15 protein-coding genes (1 of these 15 running past the window's edge) are annotated in these 17840 nt (G+C 41.5%); all 15 read left to right on the top strand.

Going from position 1 to position 17840, the window contains the following annotated elements; all coding sequences use genetic code 11:
* The coding region (locus HT699_RS01020) for a PLP-dependent transferase (protein ID WP_240149873.1) at nt 1-351 on the top strand (351 nt) is incomplete at its 5' end.
* 95 nt (nt 352-446) lie between these two features.
* Nucleotides 447-1721, top strand: coding sequence for a DUF2130 domain-containing protein (locus tag HT699_RS01015; protein ID WP_001002630.1), 1275 nt, complete (start codon nt 447-449; stop codon nt 1719-1721).
* Nucleotides 1722-1730: 9 nt separating this feature from the next.
* Nucleotides 1731-2609 (top strand): tRNA pseudouridine(55) synthase TruB, encoded by an 879-nt coding sequence (gene truB, locus HT699_RS01010; protein WP_001013263.1) that lies wholly within the window; start codon nt 1731-1733, stop codon nt 2607-2609.
* Nucleotides 2610-2975: 366 nt separating this feature from the next.
* The gene (locus tag HT699_RS01005) at nt 2976-3278 is read left to right on the top strand and encodes a bacteriocin immunity protein (protein WP_000983427.1); all 303 of its coding nucleotides are present in this window, start codon (nt 2976-2978) and stop codon (nt 3276-3278) included.
* 107 nt (nt 3279-3385) lie between these two features.
* Nucleotides 3386-4024, top strand: a complete 639-nt coding sequence (udk, locus tag HT699_RS01000; protein ID WP_001181364.1) for a uridine kinase — start codon at nt 3386-3388, stop codon at nt 4022-4024.
* Nucleotides 4025-4151: 127 nt separating this feature from the next.
* Nucleotides 4152-5492: an exodeoxyribonuclease VII large subunit gene (gene xseA / locus HT699_RS00995; RefSeq protein WP_172934034.1), complete on the top strand. Its 1341-nt coding sequence runs from the start codon at nt 4152-4154 to the stop codon at nt 5490-5492.
* On the top strand, nt 5470-5682 hold the full coding sequence (locus HT699_RS00990; RefSeq protein WP_000043226.1) for an exodeoxyribonuclease VII small subunit: 213 nt from the start codon (nt 5470-5472) through the stop codon (nt 5680-5682). The genes xseA and HT699_RS00990 overlap by 23 nt, the downstream gene beginning before the upstream one ends.
* Nucleotides 5679-6554, top strand: coding sequence for a polyprenyl synthetase family protein (locus HT699_RS00985; RefSeq protein WP_172934033.1), 876 nt, complete (start codon nt 5679-5681; stop codon nt 6552-6554). The genes HT699_RS00990 and HT699_RS00985 overlap by 4 nt, the downstream gene beginning before the upstream one ends.
* Entirely contained in the window at nt 6547-7362 is an 816-nt protein-coding gene (locus tag HT699_RS00980; RefSeq protein ID WP_100104454.1) for a TlyA family RNA methyltransferase, read from the top strand. The genes HT699_RS00985 and HT699_RS00980 overlap by 8 nt, the downstream gene beginning before the upstream one ends.
* Nucleotides 7355-7786, top strand: coding sequence for an arginine repressor (locus HT699_RS00975; protein ID WP_001034403.1), 432 nt, complete (start codon nt 7355-7357; stop codon nt 7784-7786). Before HT699_RS00980 ends, HT699_RS00975 begins: the two co-directional genes overlap by 8 nt.
* 6 nt (nt 7787-7792) lie before the next feature.
* Nucleotides 7793-9460 carry a DNA repair protein RecN gene (gene recN, locus HT699_RS00970; protein WP_100104453.1) on the top strand — a complete coding sequence of 556 codons (1668 nt, stop codon included), beginning with the start codon at nt 7793-7795 and terminating at the stop codon, nt 9458-9460.
* Nucleotide 9461: 1 nt separating this feature from the next.
* Nucleotides 9462-10190 carry a metallophosphoesterase family protein gene (locus HT699_RS00965; protein WP_172934032.1) on the top strand — a complete coding sequence of 243 codons (729 nt, stop codon included), beginning with the start codon at nt 9462-9464 and terminating at the stop codon, nt 10188-10190.
* Between the two features lie 78 nt (nt 10191-10268).
* Complete coding sequence (lepA, locus tag HT699_RS00960) at nt 10269-12092, top strand: translation elongation factor 4 (RefSeq protein ID WP_001047210.1); 1824 nt, start codon at nt 10269-10271, stop codon at nt 12090-12092.
* A 337-nt stretch (nt 12093-12429) separates the two neighbouring features.
* The gene (locus HT699_RS00955; protein ID WP_172934031.1) at nt 12430-13341 is read left to right on the top strand and encodes an Rpn family recombination-promoting nuclease/putative transposase; all 912 of its coding nucleotides are present in this window, start codon (nt 12430-12432) and stop codon (nt 13339-13341) included.
* A gap of 733 nt (nt 13342-14074) precedes the next feature.
* On the top strand, nt 14075-17840 hold the 5' portion of the coding sequence (locus HT699_RS00950) for a DUF1542 domain-containing protein (protein ID WP_172934030.1). 296 nt of this gene lie beyond the right edge of the window; 3766 of the gene's 4062 nt are visible here — the first part of the coding sequence; its start codon is at nt 14075-14077; its stop codon lies beyond the right edge, outside the window.

Genomic DNA, 17840 nt, shown 5'->3' with positions numbered 1-17840 from the left:
AGGACAGTCAAATCGATTTCTAACAATGTTTTAGAAGTATATGTGTACTATTCTAGTTTCAATCTACTATACTTGCCAAAAGGTTTCGGCTCCATCTTTACCTTCCATGTCAAAGGTGGGGAGGCAGAAGCCCGCAAGGTCATTGATCATTTAGAAATCTTTTCTGATCTTGCAAACGTGGCAGATGCTAAATCGCTTGTTGTCCATCCAGCAACAACCACTCATGGTCAATTGTCAGAAAAAGACCTAGAAGCAGCAGGTGTCACACCAAACCAAATCCACTTGTCTATCGGTCTTGAAAATGTAGAAGATTTGATTGGAGACTTGCGCTTGGCCTTGGAAAAAATTTAAAGTAACAGAAGATAAACAGTGGGTTTTGACTCACTGTTTTTGATTTTCCTTCAGGCATGATATAATGGTTACAGAAGTCTAGAAAGAGGAATGTAATGAACGAAATCAAATGTCCCAACTGTGGGGAAGTCTTTACAGTAAATGAAAGCCAGTATGCTGAACTTTTGTCCCAAGTGAGAACGGCAGAGTTTGATAAGGAACTACACGATAGGATGAGGCAAGAACTGGCCTTGGCTGAGCAAAAGGCTATGAATGAGCAACAGACTAAACTGGCTCAGAAGGATCAAGAAATTGCGCAATTACAGAGTCAGATCCAAAACTTTGATACAGAAAAAGAATTGGCCAAGAAAGAAGTTGAACAGACAAGCCATCAGGCCCTCTTGGCTAAGGACAAGGAAGTACAGGCTTTGGAGAACCAATTGGCCACTTTGCGTTTAGAGCATGAAAATCAACTGCAAAAGACCCTTTCTGACCTAGAAAAAGAACATGTTCAGGTCAAAAATCAGCTCCTCTTGCAAGAAAAGGAAAATGAGTTGTCTTTGGCTTCTGTTAAGCAAAACTATGAAGCCCAGCTTAAAGCAGCTAGTGAACAAGTCGAGTTTTATAAGAATTTTAAGGCTCAACAATCTACAAAAGCCATTGGGGAAAGCCTAGAACAGTATGCAGAGAGTGAGTTTAACAAGGTCCGTAGTTTCGCCTTTCCAAATGCCTACTTTGAGAAGGATAACAAAGTCTCTGCGCGTGGGTCTAAGGGAGACTTCATCTTCCGTGAGTGTGATGAAAATGAGGTAGAGATTATCTCCATTATGTTTGAGATGAAGAATGAAGCTGACGGAACAGAGAAGAAGCACAAGAATGCAGATTTTTACAAGGAATTGGACAAGGACCGTCGGGAGAAGAACTGTGAATATGCCGTTTTAGTGACCATGCTTGAGGCCGATAACGACTACTTTAACACAGGGATTGTTGACGTCAGTCACGAGTATGAAAAGATGTATGTGGTTCGTCCTCAATTCTTTATTCAGTTGATTGGGCTCTTACGTAATGCGGCTCTTAATTCTTTAAAATACAAGCAGGAGTTAGCGCTTGTTCGCGAGCAAAATATCGACATTACACATTTTGAGGAAGACTTGGATGCTTTTAAACTAGCCTTTGCTAAGAACTATAATTCAGCTTCGACCAACTTTGGAAAAGCTATTGATGAAATCGACAAGGCCATCAAACGCATGGAAGAGGTTAAGAAATTCCTGACCACATCTGAAAACCAACTCCGTTTAGCTAACAACAAATTGGAAGATGTCTCTGTTAAAAAATTGACCCGGAAAAATCCAACCATGAAAGCGAAATTTGAAGCATTGAAGGGGGAGTAGAAAGCAAAAATGAACGGTATTATCAACTTAAAAAAAGAAGCAGGAATGACCTCGCATGATGCGGTTTTTAAACTGCGTAAGATTTTGGGCACCAAGAAAATTGGTCATGGTGGGACCTTGGATCCAGATGTAGTGGGTGTTTTGCCCATTGCGGTTGGCAAGGCGACCCGCATGGTTGAGTTTATGCAGGACGAGGGTAAGATCTATGAGGGGGAAATCACTCTGGGCTATTCCACGACGACTGAGGATGCTAGTGGGGAAGTGGTCGCAGAAACCTCTGTTTTGTCTCCCTTGGATGAAAAGCTTGTTGATGAAGCGATTGCGAGCTTGACTGGGCCTATTACTCAGATTCCCCCTATGTATTCGGCAGTTAAGGTTAATGGTCGCAAGCTCTATGAGTATGCGCGTGCTGGTCAGGAAGTGGAGCGTCCAGAACGTCAGGTGACCATTTATCAATTTGAGCGAACAAGTCCGATTTCTTATGATGGCCAACTTGCCCGATTCACTTTTCGTGTAAAATGCAGTAAAGGGACTTACATCCGTACTTTGTCAGTTGATTTGGGTGAAAAGCTTGGTTATGCGGCTCATATGTCTCAGTTAACTCGTACTAGTGCTGCTGGCTTACAATTAGAAGACGCACTGACCTTGGAGGAAATTGCTGAAAAAGTAGAGGCTGGCCAATTGGACTTTCTCCATCCTATAGAGATTGGGACAGGTGATCTTGTCAAAGTTTTCCTAAGTCCAGAAGAAGCTACAGAAGTTCGCTTTGGTCGTTTTATTGAGCTAGACCAAACGGACAAAGAACTGGCTGCCTTTGAAGATGATACATTGTTAGCCATTCTAGAAAAACGGGACAAACTCTACAAGCCAAGGAAGGTTTTTAGCTAGATCCTTTAGGAATAAAAATCGGGTGATAGATAACAATTGCTTGATAAAACCCCATACTAATAGTAGAATAGTTTTGGGAATTATAATATTCCAATTGTTGCGAGTTGTAGATACTCAAATAATCTATATAGAAATTTAGAGGTGTGAAATGAAGCAATTTAAAATTCTTTCAGATAAATATTTAGAGTCCATTACAGGTTCTGGTGGGAACTCAGGCCCAGGAGTATATTGTGTAGACGTTAAAGGTCGAGCAAAATGCAGTATCAATCATGGAGAGTTTTGGGGGTACACGGGAAGTGTAATAGTCAATGGCTGGATTAATTATGGTCCATGGGCACCTAGACCAGGATTTGGTGTGATAATTCCATGATGCAAAATGAGTTTCGAGAAAGGGTGGAGCAACTTCTTCAACAAAAAGAAATAAATGAAAATAGTGAGTTGAGTCACCTGTTTCGTCTTGCTATACAAAATTTAGACAGAAATGAAAAATACCAATCGGTCATGGCCAATTTGAGTCAAGGGTTGTCGCTTTACCTCATGACGCATCATTACCAGGCACCTAAGTCTGTCATTGATTTTGGTTTATGGATTGCCAAAGCTCCTAGCCAGGAAAGAGGGAGACTGGCTTTCTTGCAGATGCTTGCTCAAACCCTACAGGGCTTTCGTTAAAACTATCGAACATCAGAGGGAAGACTCTGGTGTTTTTTGCTGATGAGACTATAAATTTTGTAAAAAATGTGATAGAATAGACGACGGATAAAATAACGGAGGATAGCATGCAAAATAGACCAATCATTATTGGAGTGACAGGTGGTTCTGGTGGTGGTAAAACCAGTGTTTCAAGAGCTATTTTATCGCATTTTCTTGATGAAAAGATTTCCATGATTGAGCATGATTCATATTACAAGGATCAGTCTCATTTGACCTTTGAAGAGCGTATCAAAACCAACTATGACCATCCATTTGCCTTTGATACAGACTTGATGATTGAGCAGATGAAGGAATTGTTAGCAGGGCGTCCGGTGGACATCCCGACTTATGACTATACAGAGCATACACGGAGTAGCAAGACCTATCGTCAGGAACCTCAAGATGTCTTTATTGTTGAGGGGATTTTGGTCTTGGAGGACAAGCGTCTACGCGATTTGATGGATATCAAGATTTTTGTGGATACGGATGACGATGTGCGCATTATTCGTCGTATCAAGCGCGATATGGAAGAACGTGGCCGTAGCCTTGATAGCGTTATTGACCAGTATCTAGGTGTGGTTAAACCCATGTACCATCAGTTTATCGAGCCGACTAAGCGTTATGCTGATATCGTCATTCCTGAGGGAGTCAGCAATACAGTAGCTATCGACCTGTTGACGACCAAGATTGCTAAGATTTTGGAAGAAGCTCGAAATAGCAAATAAACAGAATTGGAGGCCTTGCCTCCTTTTTCTATTTTTCCCTCATAATGGTACATAAATGGAGATTTTTAGGCATATTTTTGGTATAATAATACCCATGAAAGAGCAAGAAAATGAATAGTAGGTGGAGATGGAAAAGTATTTATCGGTAACAACTTTGACCAAGTATCTGAAAATGAAATTCGATAAAGACCCATACTTGGAACGGGTCTATTTAACTGGTCAAGTTTCCAACTTTCGTAAACGACCTACTCACCAATATTTCTCCCTAAAAGATGACTATGCAGTTATTCAAGCGACCATCTGGTCTGGGGTTTATCAGAAATTAGGTTTCGACCTAGAAGAAGGAATGAAAATCAATGTGATTGGGCGTGTGCAGGTCTATGAACCAAGTGGTAGCTACTCCATCATCATTGAAAAGGCTGAGCCTGATGGGGTTGGGGCGCTTGCGATTCAGTTTGAACAACTCAAGAAAAAATTGACAGAAGAAGGCCTGTTTCAAGAACGCTTCAAGCAAGCTCTACCCCAATTTTCTAAGAGAATTGGTGTAGTAACCAGTCGCAGTGGAGCCGTGATTCGAGATATTATCACGACCGTCAGCAGGCGATTTCCAGGCGTCGATATCCTACTTTATCCAACTAAGGTGCAAGGTGAAGGCTCTGCGGAGGAAATTGCTAGAAATATTGCGCGTGCTAATCAAGGGGACGATTTGGATTTACTCATTATTGGTCGTGGAGGTGGTTCTATTGAGGATCTCTGGGCCTTTAACGAAGAAATTGTGGTACGAGCTATTTTTGAATCTCGTTTGCCAGTTATTTCTAGTGTGGGGCATGAGACGGATGTGACCTTGGCAGATTTTGTGGCAGATAAACGAGCTGCAACACCAACGGCTGCTGCTGAACTAGCCACACCTGTGACCAAGTTGGATCTATTAGCTCATTTGCAAAATCAAGAAAAACGAATGGCAACAGCGGTCCGAAATGTCCTATCTAAGAAACAAGAAGCTTTGAAAAAATGCAGTCAATCTGTTATCTTTAGACAACCAGAACGTTTGTATGATGGCTATATGCAACGCTTGGATCAACTGCAATTGCGTTTGAAACAAAGTTTGCGAACACGGATTTCTGATAACAAGCAATTAGTCCAAGCAAGGACGCATCAACTGGTTCAATTATCACCTGTTACCAAAATCCAGCGTTATCAAGACCGTCTAGGTCAGTTGGACAAGCTCCTACGTAGCCAAATGGCGCTGATTTATGATGCTAAGGTTGCTGAAGTCAAGCGACTTTCAGAAGCCCTGCTGATGTTGGATACCAGTCGAATCGTGGCGCGTGGTTATGCTATTGTCAAAAAAGAAGAGTCCGTTGTAGATTCGGTTGAGAATTTAAAGAAAACAGACCAAGTGACGCTTTTGATGCGAGATGGTCAAGTAGAATTAGAGGTTAAAGATGTCAAAACAAAAGAAATTTGAGGAAAATCTAGCAGAACTGGAGACCATTGTCCAAAGTTTGGAAAATGGTGAAATTGCTTTAGAAGATGCGATTGCGGCCTTTCAAAAGGGCATGGTCTTGTCAAAAGAGCTCCAAGCGACGCTGGACAAGGCTGAAAAGACCTTGGTCAAGGTCATGCAAGAAGACGGAACAGAAAGTGATTTTGAATGAAGAAGCAAGAAAAATTAGCTCTTGTCGAGTCAGCCTTGGAAGATTTTTATGGAGACCAGCAGTTTGCCTCTAGTTTGCGAGAGTCTGTTCTCTATTCCATTCATGCTGGTGGCAAGCGTATTCGACCTTTTCTTCTGTTAGAAGTTCTGGAAGCCTTGCAGGTGGCTATTAAACCAGCACATGCACAGGTGGCTGCGGCCTTGGAAATGATTCATACAGGGAGCTTGATTCACGATGATCTTCCTGCCATGGATGATGATGATTACCGTCGAGGGCGTTTGACCAATCATAAGAAATTTGGCGAAGCAATGGCAATTTTGGCTGGAGATGCTTTATTCCTAGATCCTTATGCCTTGATAGCGCAGGCAGATTTGCCAAGTCAGATCAAGGTGGACTTGATTGCCAATTTGTCGCTTGCTTCAGGAAGTCTAGGCATGGTGGCAGGGCAAGTTTTGGACATGGAAGGTGAACACCAGCATTTGTCTTTGGAAGAACTCCAGACTATTCATGCTAATAAGACTGGAAAACTACTAGCTTATCCCTTCCAAGCAGCTGCTATTATAGCCGAATTGGCACCTGAGATGCAGGCAAAACTGAAAACTGTAGGTGAATTGATTGGACTTGCTTTTCAAGTTCGAGATGATGTACTGGATGTGACTGCCAGTTTTGAGGAGATCGGCAAGACACCTCAAAAGGATCTGCAGGCTGAAAAATCAACCTATCCTGCCTTGTTGGGCTTGGAAGAGGCCATTGCCTTTTGTAACCAAACCCTGGATCAAGCTAATGCCAAATTACACGACATTGCCCAGCAGATTCCCTTTGAGATAGAATCGATTGTAGAAGTAGTAGAAAGTTTGAGAATCAATGGCTAAGGAAAGAGTGGATGTACTAGCTTATAAACAGGGCTTGTTTGAAACGCGAGAACAGGCCAAGCGCGGTGTCATGGCTGGTCTAGTCCTAGCAGTCTTGAATGGAGAACGGTTTGACAAACCAGGAGAGAAAATCCCGGACGACACTGAGTTAAAACTCAAGGGGGAGAAACTCAAGTATGTCAGCCGTGGTGGCTTGAAACTGGAAAAGGCCTTGCAGGTCTTTGATTTGTCAGTGGAAGGAGCTACAACGATTGATATCGGTGCCTCTACTGGAGGTTTTACCGATGTCATGTTGCAAAATGGTGCTGAACTTGTCTTTGCAGTTGATGTTGGTACCAATCAATTGTCTTGGAAACTACGCCAAGACCCACGAGTTGTCAGCATGGAGCAGTTTAATTTCCGCTATGCTGAAAAGACCGATTTCAAGCAGGAGCCGTGCTTTGCCAGTATTGATGTGAGTTTCATTTCCCTTAGTCTGATTTTGCCAGCCTTGTACTGTGTGTTATCTGATCAAGGTCAGGTCGTGGCTCTGGTTAAACCTCAGTTTGAGGCAGGTCGAGAGCAGATTGGGAAAAATGGAATTATTCGAGATGCCAAGGTTCATCAGAATGTCCTTGAATCTGTCACAGCTATGGCAGTAGAGGAAGGCTTTTCAGTCCTTGGATTGGATTTTTCTCCCATCCAAGGTGGACATGGAAATATCGAGTTTTTAGCGTATTTGAAAAAAGAAGAGTCAGCAAGCAATCAGGTTCTTGCTGAGATTGAAGAAATAGTAGAAAGGGCGCATAGTCAATTTAAAAATGAATAAAAAAGAGAGACTTGAAAAAATTAGACGATTTGTGACAGATTATCAAATCGGTACACAAGAAGAAATTGTAGAACATTTGAAAGAGGCAGGCATCACTGCCACTCAGGCGACAGTATCACGTGATATCAAAGAGCTAGGCATTGTCAAAATTCCTTTGAGAGACAACACCTATGTCTATGAATTGCCAAAATCAATCGTAAAAAGTTTGCAACTAGCTGAATATAATATCGAATCGGCTCAATTGATGGACAAGATGATCAATCTCCAAGTTATTCCAGGAAATACAGCTTTTGTAAAAGCTCAGTTAATTGAGACTTTTGCGGATAAGATTTTCAGCTGTTTGGCTGATGATAGTTCGATTTTAGTCATGGCCAGAAGTGAAAGTCTAGCTGAGGAAATCTTTGAACAAGTAAAAAAATGGTAGGTCTATATGTTACTTGAAATTTCGATAAAAAACTTTGCCATTATTGAGGCTATTTCCCTCCATTTTGAAAAGGGGATGACAGTCCTGACTGGTGAAACAGGCGCAGGGAAGTCGATTATCATTGATGCCATGAATATGATGTTGGGAGCTCGTGCGACGACAGATGTTATTCGTCATGGTGCACCAAAGGCAGAGATTGAGGGGCTTTTCTCAGTTGAGAATAGTCGTCTTTTACAGGAAATTTTTGATGAGCAAGGTTTAGAATTAGGTGATGAAATTATCATCCGTCGGGAAATCTTGCAAAATGGTCGGAGTATTAGTCGTGTCAATGGCCAGATGGTTAATCTGTCTGTTTTGCGTGCTATTGGGCAACATCTTGTGGATATACATGGTCAGCATGATCAAGAAGAGTTAATGCGTCCCCAACTGCATATCCAGATGCTGGATGAATTTGGTGATACAGCCTTTTGGGACTTAAAAGAAACCTATCAAACGAGTTTTGATGCCTACCGTAAAATGCGTAAGCAGGTTCTGGAAGTCAAGAAAAACCAACAAGAACATAAGGCACGTATCGAAATGTTGGAATTTCAAATGGCAGAGATTGAGGCAGCCAACTTGCAGGCTGGAGAAGATTTGGCTCTCAATCAAGAACGTGATAAACTTCTCAATCATAAAAATATTGCGGATACACTGACCAATGCCTACAGTATGTTGGACAATGAAGACTTTTCAAGTCTGGCCAATGTTCGTTCAGCCATGAATGACATGGAAAGTGTCGAAGAGTATGACCCTGAATACCGTGAAATTTCAAGCTCACTGTCTGAGACCTACTATGTCTTAGAAGACATTAGCAAACGTTTGGAAGCTATTATTGAGGACCTTGATTTTGACGGCAATCGTCTCATGCAGGTTGAGAATCGTTTGGATCTCCTTCATACTATTACCCGTAAGTACGGTGGGACTGTAGACGATGTCTTGCTTTATTTTGCCAAGATTAGGGAAGAATATAATCTCTTGACAGGCAATAACCTTTCATCTGAGGACATGGAAGCAGAGCTTAAGAAATTGGAAGTCAATCTTGTTGATTTGGCTGGTCAACTTGCCTCTGCTCGTCATGACTTGGCTCAGCAGCTCGAAGCAGAGATTAAACAAGAACTGCAAGACCTTTATATGGAAAAAGCCCAGTTTCAGGTTCGTTTTAGTAAGGGAAAATTCAGTCGTGAGGGAAATGAAATGGTTGAGTTTTATATTTCAACCAACCCTGGAGAAGACTTTAAACCCTTGGTTAAGGTTGCTTCTGGAGGGGAATTATCTCGTCTCATGTTAGCCATTAAGTCTGCCTTTTCACGTAAAGAAGGCAAGACCAGCATAGTCTTTGATGAGGTGGACACAGGAGTTTCAGGTCGTGTAGCTCAAGCTATTGCACAGAAGATTCACAAGATTGGCCAACATGGGCAGGTTCTAGCTATTTCCCATTTACCACAAGTGATTGCGATTGCGGATTATCAATTCTTTATTGAGAAGATTAGTAATGACCATTCAACGGTTTCGACTGTTCGTCTTTTGACGGTCGAAGAGCGAGTGGAGGAAGTTGCTAAGATGTTGGCAGGTGATGATGTGACCGAAGCAGCCCTGACGCAAGCCAGAGAATTGTTGAGAAACAGAGAGAAATAAGATGACTGACTATTATGTAATTGGAGATGTTCACGGAAAAGCTGGGATGCTGGAAGACCTTCTCAAAACCTGGGATGGTCAGACCCGGTTGCTCTTTCTAGGGGATTTAATTGACCGTGGTGAAGATAGTCGCCGTGTCCTTGAAATGGTCAAGGACTTGGTGGATAATCAAGGGGCTATCTGTTTGTCAGGAAACCACGAGTATATGTTTTTGACATGGCTAGATGATCCAGAAGAAAGCTATGACCACTATCGTCGTAATGGTGGTGATACAACTATTAACTCTATCCTAGGTCGTCCCTTGGATGCCCCAGTTGACGGGATTGAGGATGCCAAGCGGGTTGCTACTGAAGCGGCAGACTTGGTCGAATTCATTCGTCAAATGCCATTTGTAGTAGAGACAGACAAGTATATCTTTGTACATGCTGGTATTGATCTGACCTTGGACGACTGGCATGAAACCACAGATTACAAGAAAGTATGGCTTAGAAAACCATTCCACGAAGCCGAAAATCATACTGGAAAAACCATTGTCTTCGGTCATACACCAGTTTATGGCTTGTTACAGCAAGAGCGTGGTACAGCTGAGCTTTGGACTACAGAAGATGGTAAGATTGGAATGGATGGAGGAGCTGTTTATGGTGGTGTCCTTCATGGGATTGTCTTTACAGACCAAGGGATGACAGAACACCACTTTATCGAAAATGACGGCTTTGTCGCTGAAGATTAGTACTCCTAGCAGGGGATGGTCTTGTCAAAATATCAAAAACAATTTATAATAAATAGATACCCTGAAAGGAAGAGACTCATGAACTTAGAAGAATTGAAAAAACGACAGGAGAAGATCCGTAACTTCTCTATTATCGCCCATATTGACCACGGGAAGTCGACTCTAGCAGACCGCATTTTGGAAAAAACTGAGACAGTCTCCAGTCGTGAAATGCAAGCTCAGCTTTTGGATAGTATGGATTTAGAACGGGAACGTGGGATTACCATTAAGTTAAATGCCATCGAGCTCAATTATACTGCAAAAGATGGGGAAACTTATATTTTTCACTTGATTGACACACCAGGACACGTAGACTTCACCTATGAAGTTTCCCGTTCGCTAGCTGCCTGTGAGGGAGCGATTTTGGTGGTCGATGCTGCCCAAGGGATTGAGGCTCAAACCCTTGCCAACGTTTATCTGGCCTTGGATAATGATTTGGAAATCATGCCAGTCATTAACAAAATTGACCTGCCTGCTGCAGACCCTGAGCGAGTGCGTACAGAGATTGAAGATGTCATCGGCCTAGATGCCAGTGAAGCAGTTTTGGCTTCTGCCAAGGCTGGTATAGGTATAGAAGAAATTCTAGAGCAAATTGTAGAAAAAGTACCAGCACCAACGGGTGATGTGACGGCGCCACTCAAGGCCTTGATTTTTGACTCAGTTTACGATGCCTACCGTGGGGTTATCCTCCAAGTGCGTGTCATGGATGGAGTGGTTAAACCTGGCGATAAGATTCAGCTTATGAGCAATGGCAAGACCTTTGATGTGACCGAAGTCGGTATTTTTACACCCAAAGCAGTTGGTCGTGATTTTCTTGCGACTGGTGATGTTGGTTATATTGCGGCTTCTATCAAGACGGTTCAGGATACTCGTGTGGGGGATACCGTTACCTTGGCAACCAATCCTGCAACAGAGCCATTACATGGCTACAAGCAGATGAATCCTATGGTCTTTGCGGGTCTCTATCCTATCGAGTCAAACAAGTACAATGACCTGCGTGAAGCCCTTGAAAAATTGCAACTGAATGATGCTAGTCTTCAGTTTGAACCAGAAACATCTCAGGCACTTGGATTTGGTTTCCGTTGTGGATTTCTTGGACTTCTCCATATGGATGTTATCCAGGAACGTTTAGAGCGTGAGTTCAATATTGACCTCATCATGACAGCTCCATCCGTTATCTATAAGGTTAATTTGACCGACGGTGAGTCTATGGATGTGTCCAACCCATCTGAGTTCCCAGATCCAACCAAGATTGCGACCATTGAAGAGCCTTATGTCAAGGCGCAAATCATGGTACCGCAAGAGTTTGTTGGAGCAGTGATGGAGCTAGCTCAGCGTAAGCGTGGGGACTTTGTGACTATGGATTATATCGATGATAACCGTGTCAATGTTATCTATCAAATTCCACTGGCTGAAATCGTCTTTGACTTCTTTGATAAGCTTAAGTCTTCGACACGAGGTTACGCTAGCTTTGACTACGAATTGTCAGAGTATCGTCCATCTAAGCTGGTCAAAATGGACATCCTTCTCAACGGAGACAAGGTGGATGCCCTCAGCTTTATCGTTCACAAGGATTTTGCCTACGAACGTGGGAAACTCATCGTTGATAAGCTCAAGAAAATCATCCCTCGCCAACAATTTGAGGTTCCAATCCAAGCAGCAATTGGACACAAGATTGTCGCTCGTACTGATATTAAGGCCCTTCGTAAGAACGTACTTGCTAAATGTTATGGTGGTGATGTTTCTCGTAAACGTAAACTCCTTGAAAAACAAAAAGCTGGTAAGAAACGTATGAAAGCTATTGGATCAGTTGAAGTCCCACAAGAAGCCTTCCTCAGCGTCTTGAGCATGGATGAAGAATAAGTTATCAGAAATGCCTTTCCTTCTTCACAGGAAATGTATATAAGAATCAATAGTAAAGCAGGCTTTAATGGCCTGCTTTTTTATAAACTATCAAGAAATCGGAGAAAATAATGGTATAGTAGATTGAAACTAGAATAGTACACCTCTACTTTTAAAACATTGTTAGAAATAGATTTGACTGTCCTGATAGATTTGCCCTGTTCTTATTTTTTCATTTCACTATAAAATTTTAAATTTGTGACCATATCTTGACTGTATTTTCCTCTCTTTTTCGAATAAATAAATAGAATAATCAAATCTAGATTAAAAAATGTGCTATAATGAAAGGAGAAGCAATATGACTGTACGTCATCCGGGCATTAGCCCGACCAATGATTTGGTTGCTAAGAAGATTTTTAGCAATCCGGAAATCACTTGTCAATTTATTCACGATATGCTGGATTTACCAGCCAAAAATGTGACCATTTTGGAGGGAAGTAACATTCACGTCTTGCCTTCCCTGCCCTACTCGGCTCAGGATTTCTATACCAGTATAGATGTTTTAGCTGAACTAGATAATGGTACTCAAGTAATCATTGAGATTCAAGTCCATCATCAGAATTTTTTCATCAATCGCCTGTGGGCTTACCTTTGCAGTCAGGTCAATCAAAATCTTGAAAAAATTCGTCAACGAGAAGGTGATACTCATCAGAGTTATAAACACATCTCACCAGTATACGCTATCGCAATTGTGGATAGTAACTACTTCTCAGATGACTTGGCTTTTCATAGTTTTAGCATGCGAGAGGATAGGACAGGTGAGGTTTTAACAATTACAAACAATGGACAGGAAAACCATCTGGTTAAGATGGCATTCTTGGAACTAAAAAAATACAGAGAAACCAGCAAAGACGAGGTTCGCAAGCCATGGTTGGAGTTTTTCGGGAATAAACCCTTTACCCAAGAACCTGAGCGAGCCATCAGCCAAGCAGACCAACTGCTAGATTACAAGAGCTGGTCCGAGGAGGACAGGGAGATGTTTAGTCAACTACGTATGCGAGAAGAACAAGCCTTATTAGCACAGGACTATGCCTTGGAACAAGCTGAAGAAAAAGGGTTGGAGAGAGGTCGTGCAGAGGGGCTTGAACAGGGATTAAAAGTAGGTTTAGTAAATCTAGTCCGCCAAGGTCTTCTGACTTCTGAGGTTGCTAGCCAGCAGTTGGGCATAACCGTCGCTGAGTTTGAGGAGCTATTGAAAAAATACAAATAAGCCCTAAAAAAATACAGAGAAACCAGCAAAGACAAGGTTCGCAAGCCATGGTTGGAGTTTTTTGTAACTCTCTATCTCCTAGATAGGGTTCGATAAAATACAGTGATTTCGGAGTTAGCTAGTTAGGTCATTTGTAAATCAAGTAAGCCTAAGAGAAGTAGTGATCTTAGAAAAACTGGAGCTGGCTAGCTAATAATCTAATCTATAAGAATCCCTAAGCAAGGGGTTAGAATCTATAAACTGGCCTATGATTTAGTTTTATCCATAAATGATTAAAAAGAGGGTATGGCGTGGCTACTACAGAAGAGCGGCTTTTTAATCATACAATGCTAGGATTTGTTTTTATCAATTAGCTTTTGATGTGCTTAACATCAGGGGGAAACACTTCGAAACAAACCGTAACTAAAATGTTATCAAATTGTAATAAAACCTTGATTTGTATATGTTTCTCAAGACAGAATCGTCAGGAAGCTTGATAGAATAGCTTTGTAGAGCCTATCCATATATATATATATATATATGTGGATAGGCTGTCTTTTTCTTGATACTAAGTGAGATAAAGAAGTCAAATGATTATCTTTTTAAAGTAATTTAAGGTATAATAGTTTAGTCATATCAGGTTGAATGATTGAGTGAATTTTTGATTAACAAGGCAAACCTTTGCATTGTGTTACAGTTATGGACTCAGTAATTACACTTGAAAAAATTTAAACTAAAAAGGGGAACATCTAATATGTTTTATAGTGAGAAGGACGATAGAGAAAAACAATTACGTTTTTCGATTCGGAAGGTTAGTTTTGGAGCGGCCTCGGTAGCCGTGGCGGCGCTGTATCTCTTTATGGGAAGTGGAGCGGTATCTGCTGCGGAAGCGCAGGCCGTACAGTCAAATGAGGAGGTGGCAGCTGATAAGGATTCGGAAACAGAGGAACAGCAGCCAACCTACGCTGCTCCTGCTGCAAAGGAACAAGGATCTGCAACCAATACTGAAGCAGGAGATGAAGGCAAGCAAGAGAGTCATCCAGGGACCAAAGAGGAAGAAGTCAACTCATCTGAAAGAAGCGAAACTACAACAAAAACTCAATCGGATGAAGACTCTGTGAGTGGGGACTCTAGCTCTCCAAAATCTGAAGGTGAAGGTACAAGATTAGAAGAAGCAAGCAGCAAGCCAAAAGTACGTAAAAGACGTGATACACCTGCCCCAACAGCGACTCCAACCGATGAAGACCCAGCTGCAAATCAGACTTATGAAGCTCCAGGGGATGGTGCTGGATTAGATGAGTTACAAAAAAAGCTCGAACAATTACCAAGCGATATCCAAAATAATACAAAAATTAATAATATGAATGAATTGGGTGCAGCAACGAGAGTTGAAGCTGGAAAAGTAAAAGAAATAACAGAATTTGGTGGTTGGAAAGCTATAACTTCAGGTGGTTCTACTGATGGGAAATTCGCTATAGCAAAAAAAACTGATGCAGGAGTATTTCCGATTGAAACAGTTAATACGGTGTTTGACCGTAATAATAATGGTAAAAATTTGACGTGGATTAGAGAGTCTGTTTTTGATCGTACTAGTGATTACATACTTCTTTTATCCGAGGTTAGAACTAAAGCCACTATGAGTAGTCAGACATTTGATAAACAACCTTATAAATCTACTGGAGAAGGTAACGAGTTTGCTAGAGGTTTGGAAGGTTTTAATGGGATAGAAAAAACATTTAAAGTTTATACACCAAAGATAGGAACGAAAGTAACTATTGAATTTAAAACAGGATATACTGGAGATATCGATGGAAAAAAAGCAAATTATAAAGTTGAACTGATAGCTAAAAAGTCAGAACAATTGCAAGGCGAAAGTCTTTATAGTGTTACTTTTGATCCTTCTAAGTCTAGTTCTCAAAATATGACGTTAACAGCAGCAAAAGAAACACATAATAAACAATATTTTTCCGCCTCAAGATCAGGTCGTAAAGAAGAGTATAATAAAATGTTAGAGATTTCTGGTAATATGCCATCAGGTGAACCTGGAAAATTTAAGAGTAAACTCATTGATATACCTGAAGGATACACTGAATATACAGTTCGTATTAGTTCAGCGGATAATAGTCGTTTAGGTATGGGATATCAAATTGACTGGAAACATTATGCTTTGCCAGTTACCGGAGAAGGATTTAAGGTTACTCAGGACACTAGCAAAGTAGCCAAGGATTTATCTCAAAAAGTTTATGATAAATTAATAGCACAAAGAGACGAAGATACAAAATGGTCTACTCCTGAAACCAAGGCTGCTTATGAAGAAAAATTACAAAAAATTAAGGAAAAGATTGATTCTGGAGCTAGTACTAGTGAGTATAAAACAGTAGTGGAAGAGGCACTAGAAAAACAGAAACAGTTGAACGAAGGGCAGCAAATAAAAGATAATGCGAAAGCCGCAGTAGCCGCAGCATTGGCAGAAAAAGAAAAAGCGATTGAAGCGAACAGCAAACTTTCAGAAGCAGAAAAAACAGCAGCGAAAGCAGAAGCTAAAGCGGAAGCGGACAAAGCTAAGAAAGCTATCACGGATGCTCAGACCCAAGATGAAGTTACCAAGCAGGAAGCTGAGGGAACTGCAGCTATAGGCGATGTGAATCCAATAGGAACAGAGAATGCAGTAAATGCAATAGCAGAAGCTGCAGCAAGGAAAATGGCTGAAATAGAGGATAATGATAAATTATCAGAAGACGAGAAGAAGGCAGCTAAGGCAAAACTAGAGGCAGCGGTCACAAAAGCAGGCCAAGCTATTAAGAAAGCTAAGAAAGCTAAAAATCAAAATGAAGTTGATAATGCTCAAACAACTGCAATCTCTGAAGTAACTGCAATCAACCCAGTGGCTAAAGACAAAGCTAAAAAAGCAATAGCAGATAAGCTTAAAGAAAAAGAAGCAGAGATTGACAAAAATGACAAGTTAAGTCCGGCCGAAAAAGACAAAGCTAAGGACGCAGCGAAGAAAGCAGCAGAGGACGCTAAGCAAGCTATTACGAATGCCAACTCTCAAGATGAAGTTACCAATAAGCAAACTGAGGGAACTAAAGCTATAGGCGATGTGAATCCAATAGGAACAGAGAATGCAGTCAATGCAATAGCAGAAGCTGCAGCAGTGAAAATGGCTGAGATAGAGGATGATGAAACATTATCAGAAGACGAAAAAAATGCAGCCAAGGAAGAAGTAGCGGAAGCTGTCAGAAAAGCAGGCCAAGCTATTAGGAAAGCTAAGGAAACTAAAAATCAAGACGGAGTTGAACAAGCCAAAACAGAAGTAATCTCTGAAGTAACTGCAATCAATCCAGTAGGAAAAGACAAAGCTATAAAAGCAATAGAAGATAAGCTTAAAGAAAAAGAAAAAGCGATTGACAACAATAGCAAGCTAAGTCCAAGAGAAAAAGCAGAGGCTAAGCAACAAGCTAAAGCGGCAGCGGACAAAGCTAAGCAAGCCATCACGGATGCTCAGACCCAAGATGATGTCAACATGAAGGAAGCTGAGGGAACTGCAGCTATAGGCAATGTGAACCCAGTAGGAAAAGACAAAGCTAAGGAAGCAGTAGATGCTAAGCTTAAAGAAAAAGAAGAAGAGATTGACAACAATAACAAGCTAAGTCCAAGAGAAAAAGAAGCGGCTAAGCAACAAGCCCAAGCGGCAGCGGACAAAGCTAAGCAGGCCATCACGAATGCCAACTCTCAAGATGAGGTTACCGAAAAGGAAACTGAGGGAACTACAGCTATAGGCGATGTGAATCCAATAGGAACAGACATGGCGGTAGATGCCATAGCAGAAGCTGCAGCAAGGAAAATGGCTGAGATAGATGATAATGATGAATTATCAGAAGACGAAAAAAATGCAGAGAAGGCAAAAGTAGAAGAAGCTGTCACAAAAGCAGCCCAAGCTATTAAGAAAGCTAAGAAAGCTAAAAATCAAGGTGACGTTGATCAAGCCAAGGCAGATGCACTTTCTGAAGTAACTGCAATCAATCCAGTAGGAAAGGACAAAGCTAAAGCAGACTTAGATAAGGCAGCAGAAACTGAGAAGGCAGAAATCAATGCAGACACCAGCCTCACATCGACAGAAAAAGAGCAAAAAGTCAAAGACTTGGAAGCTAAATTAGCTGAAGAAAAAGCTAAAATTACTGCAGCAGCAGATGCAGATGCAGTTGCTACAGCGAAAACAGAAGGTGTTACTGCTATTGAAGGCGTCCACACACCAGGTGACTTAGAAGCTGTTAAGAAAGCTGCTAAAGCAGACTTAGCGAAAAAATTAGCAGATAAATTAGCAGCAATTGACAACACTCCAAATGCAACAAAAGAAGAAAAAGCAGCAGCGAAAGATCAAGCTAAGCAAGCAGCAGACAAAGCTATCCAAGCCATTGACGCAGCAAGCGACCAAGCAGGCGTGGACAAAGCGCAAGCAGACGGAATTGCCGCAGTAGCAGCAGTTAATCCAGTGGCTAAGGACAAAGCTAAGGAAGCAG

Source organism: Streptococcus sp. 1055, from assembly GCF_013276815.1.
In the GTDB taxonomy this organism is placed as follows: Bacteria; Bacillota; Bacilli; order Lactobacillales; family Streptococcaceae; genus Streptococcus; species Streptococcus pseudopneumoniae.
The sequence above is the reverse complement of the archived record's forward strand: the minus strand, read 5'-3'. Positions and strand labels throughout refer to the sequence as shown.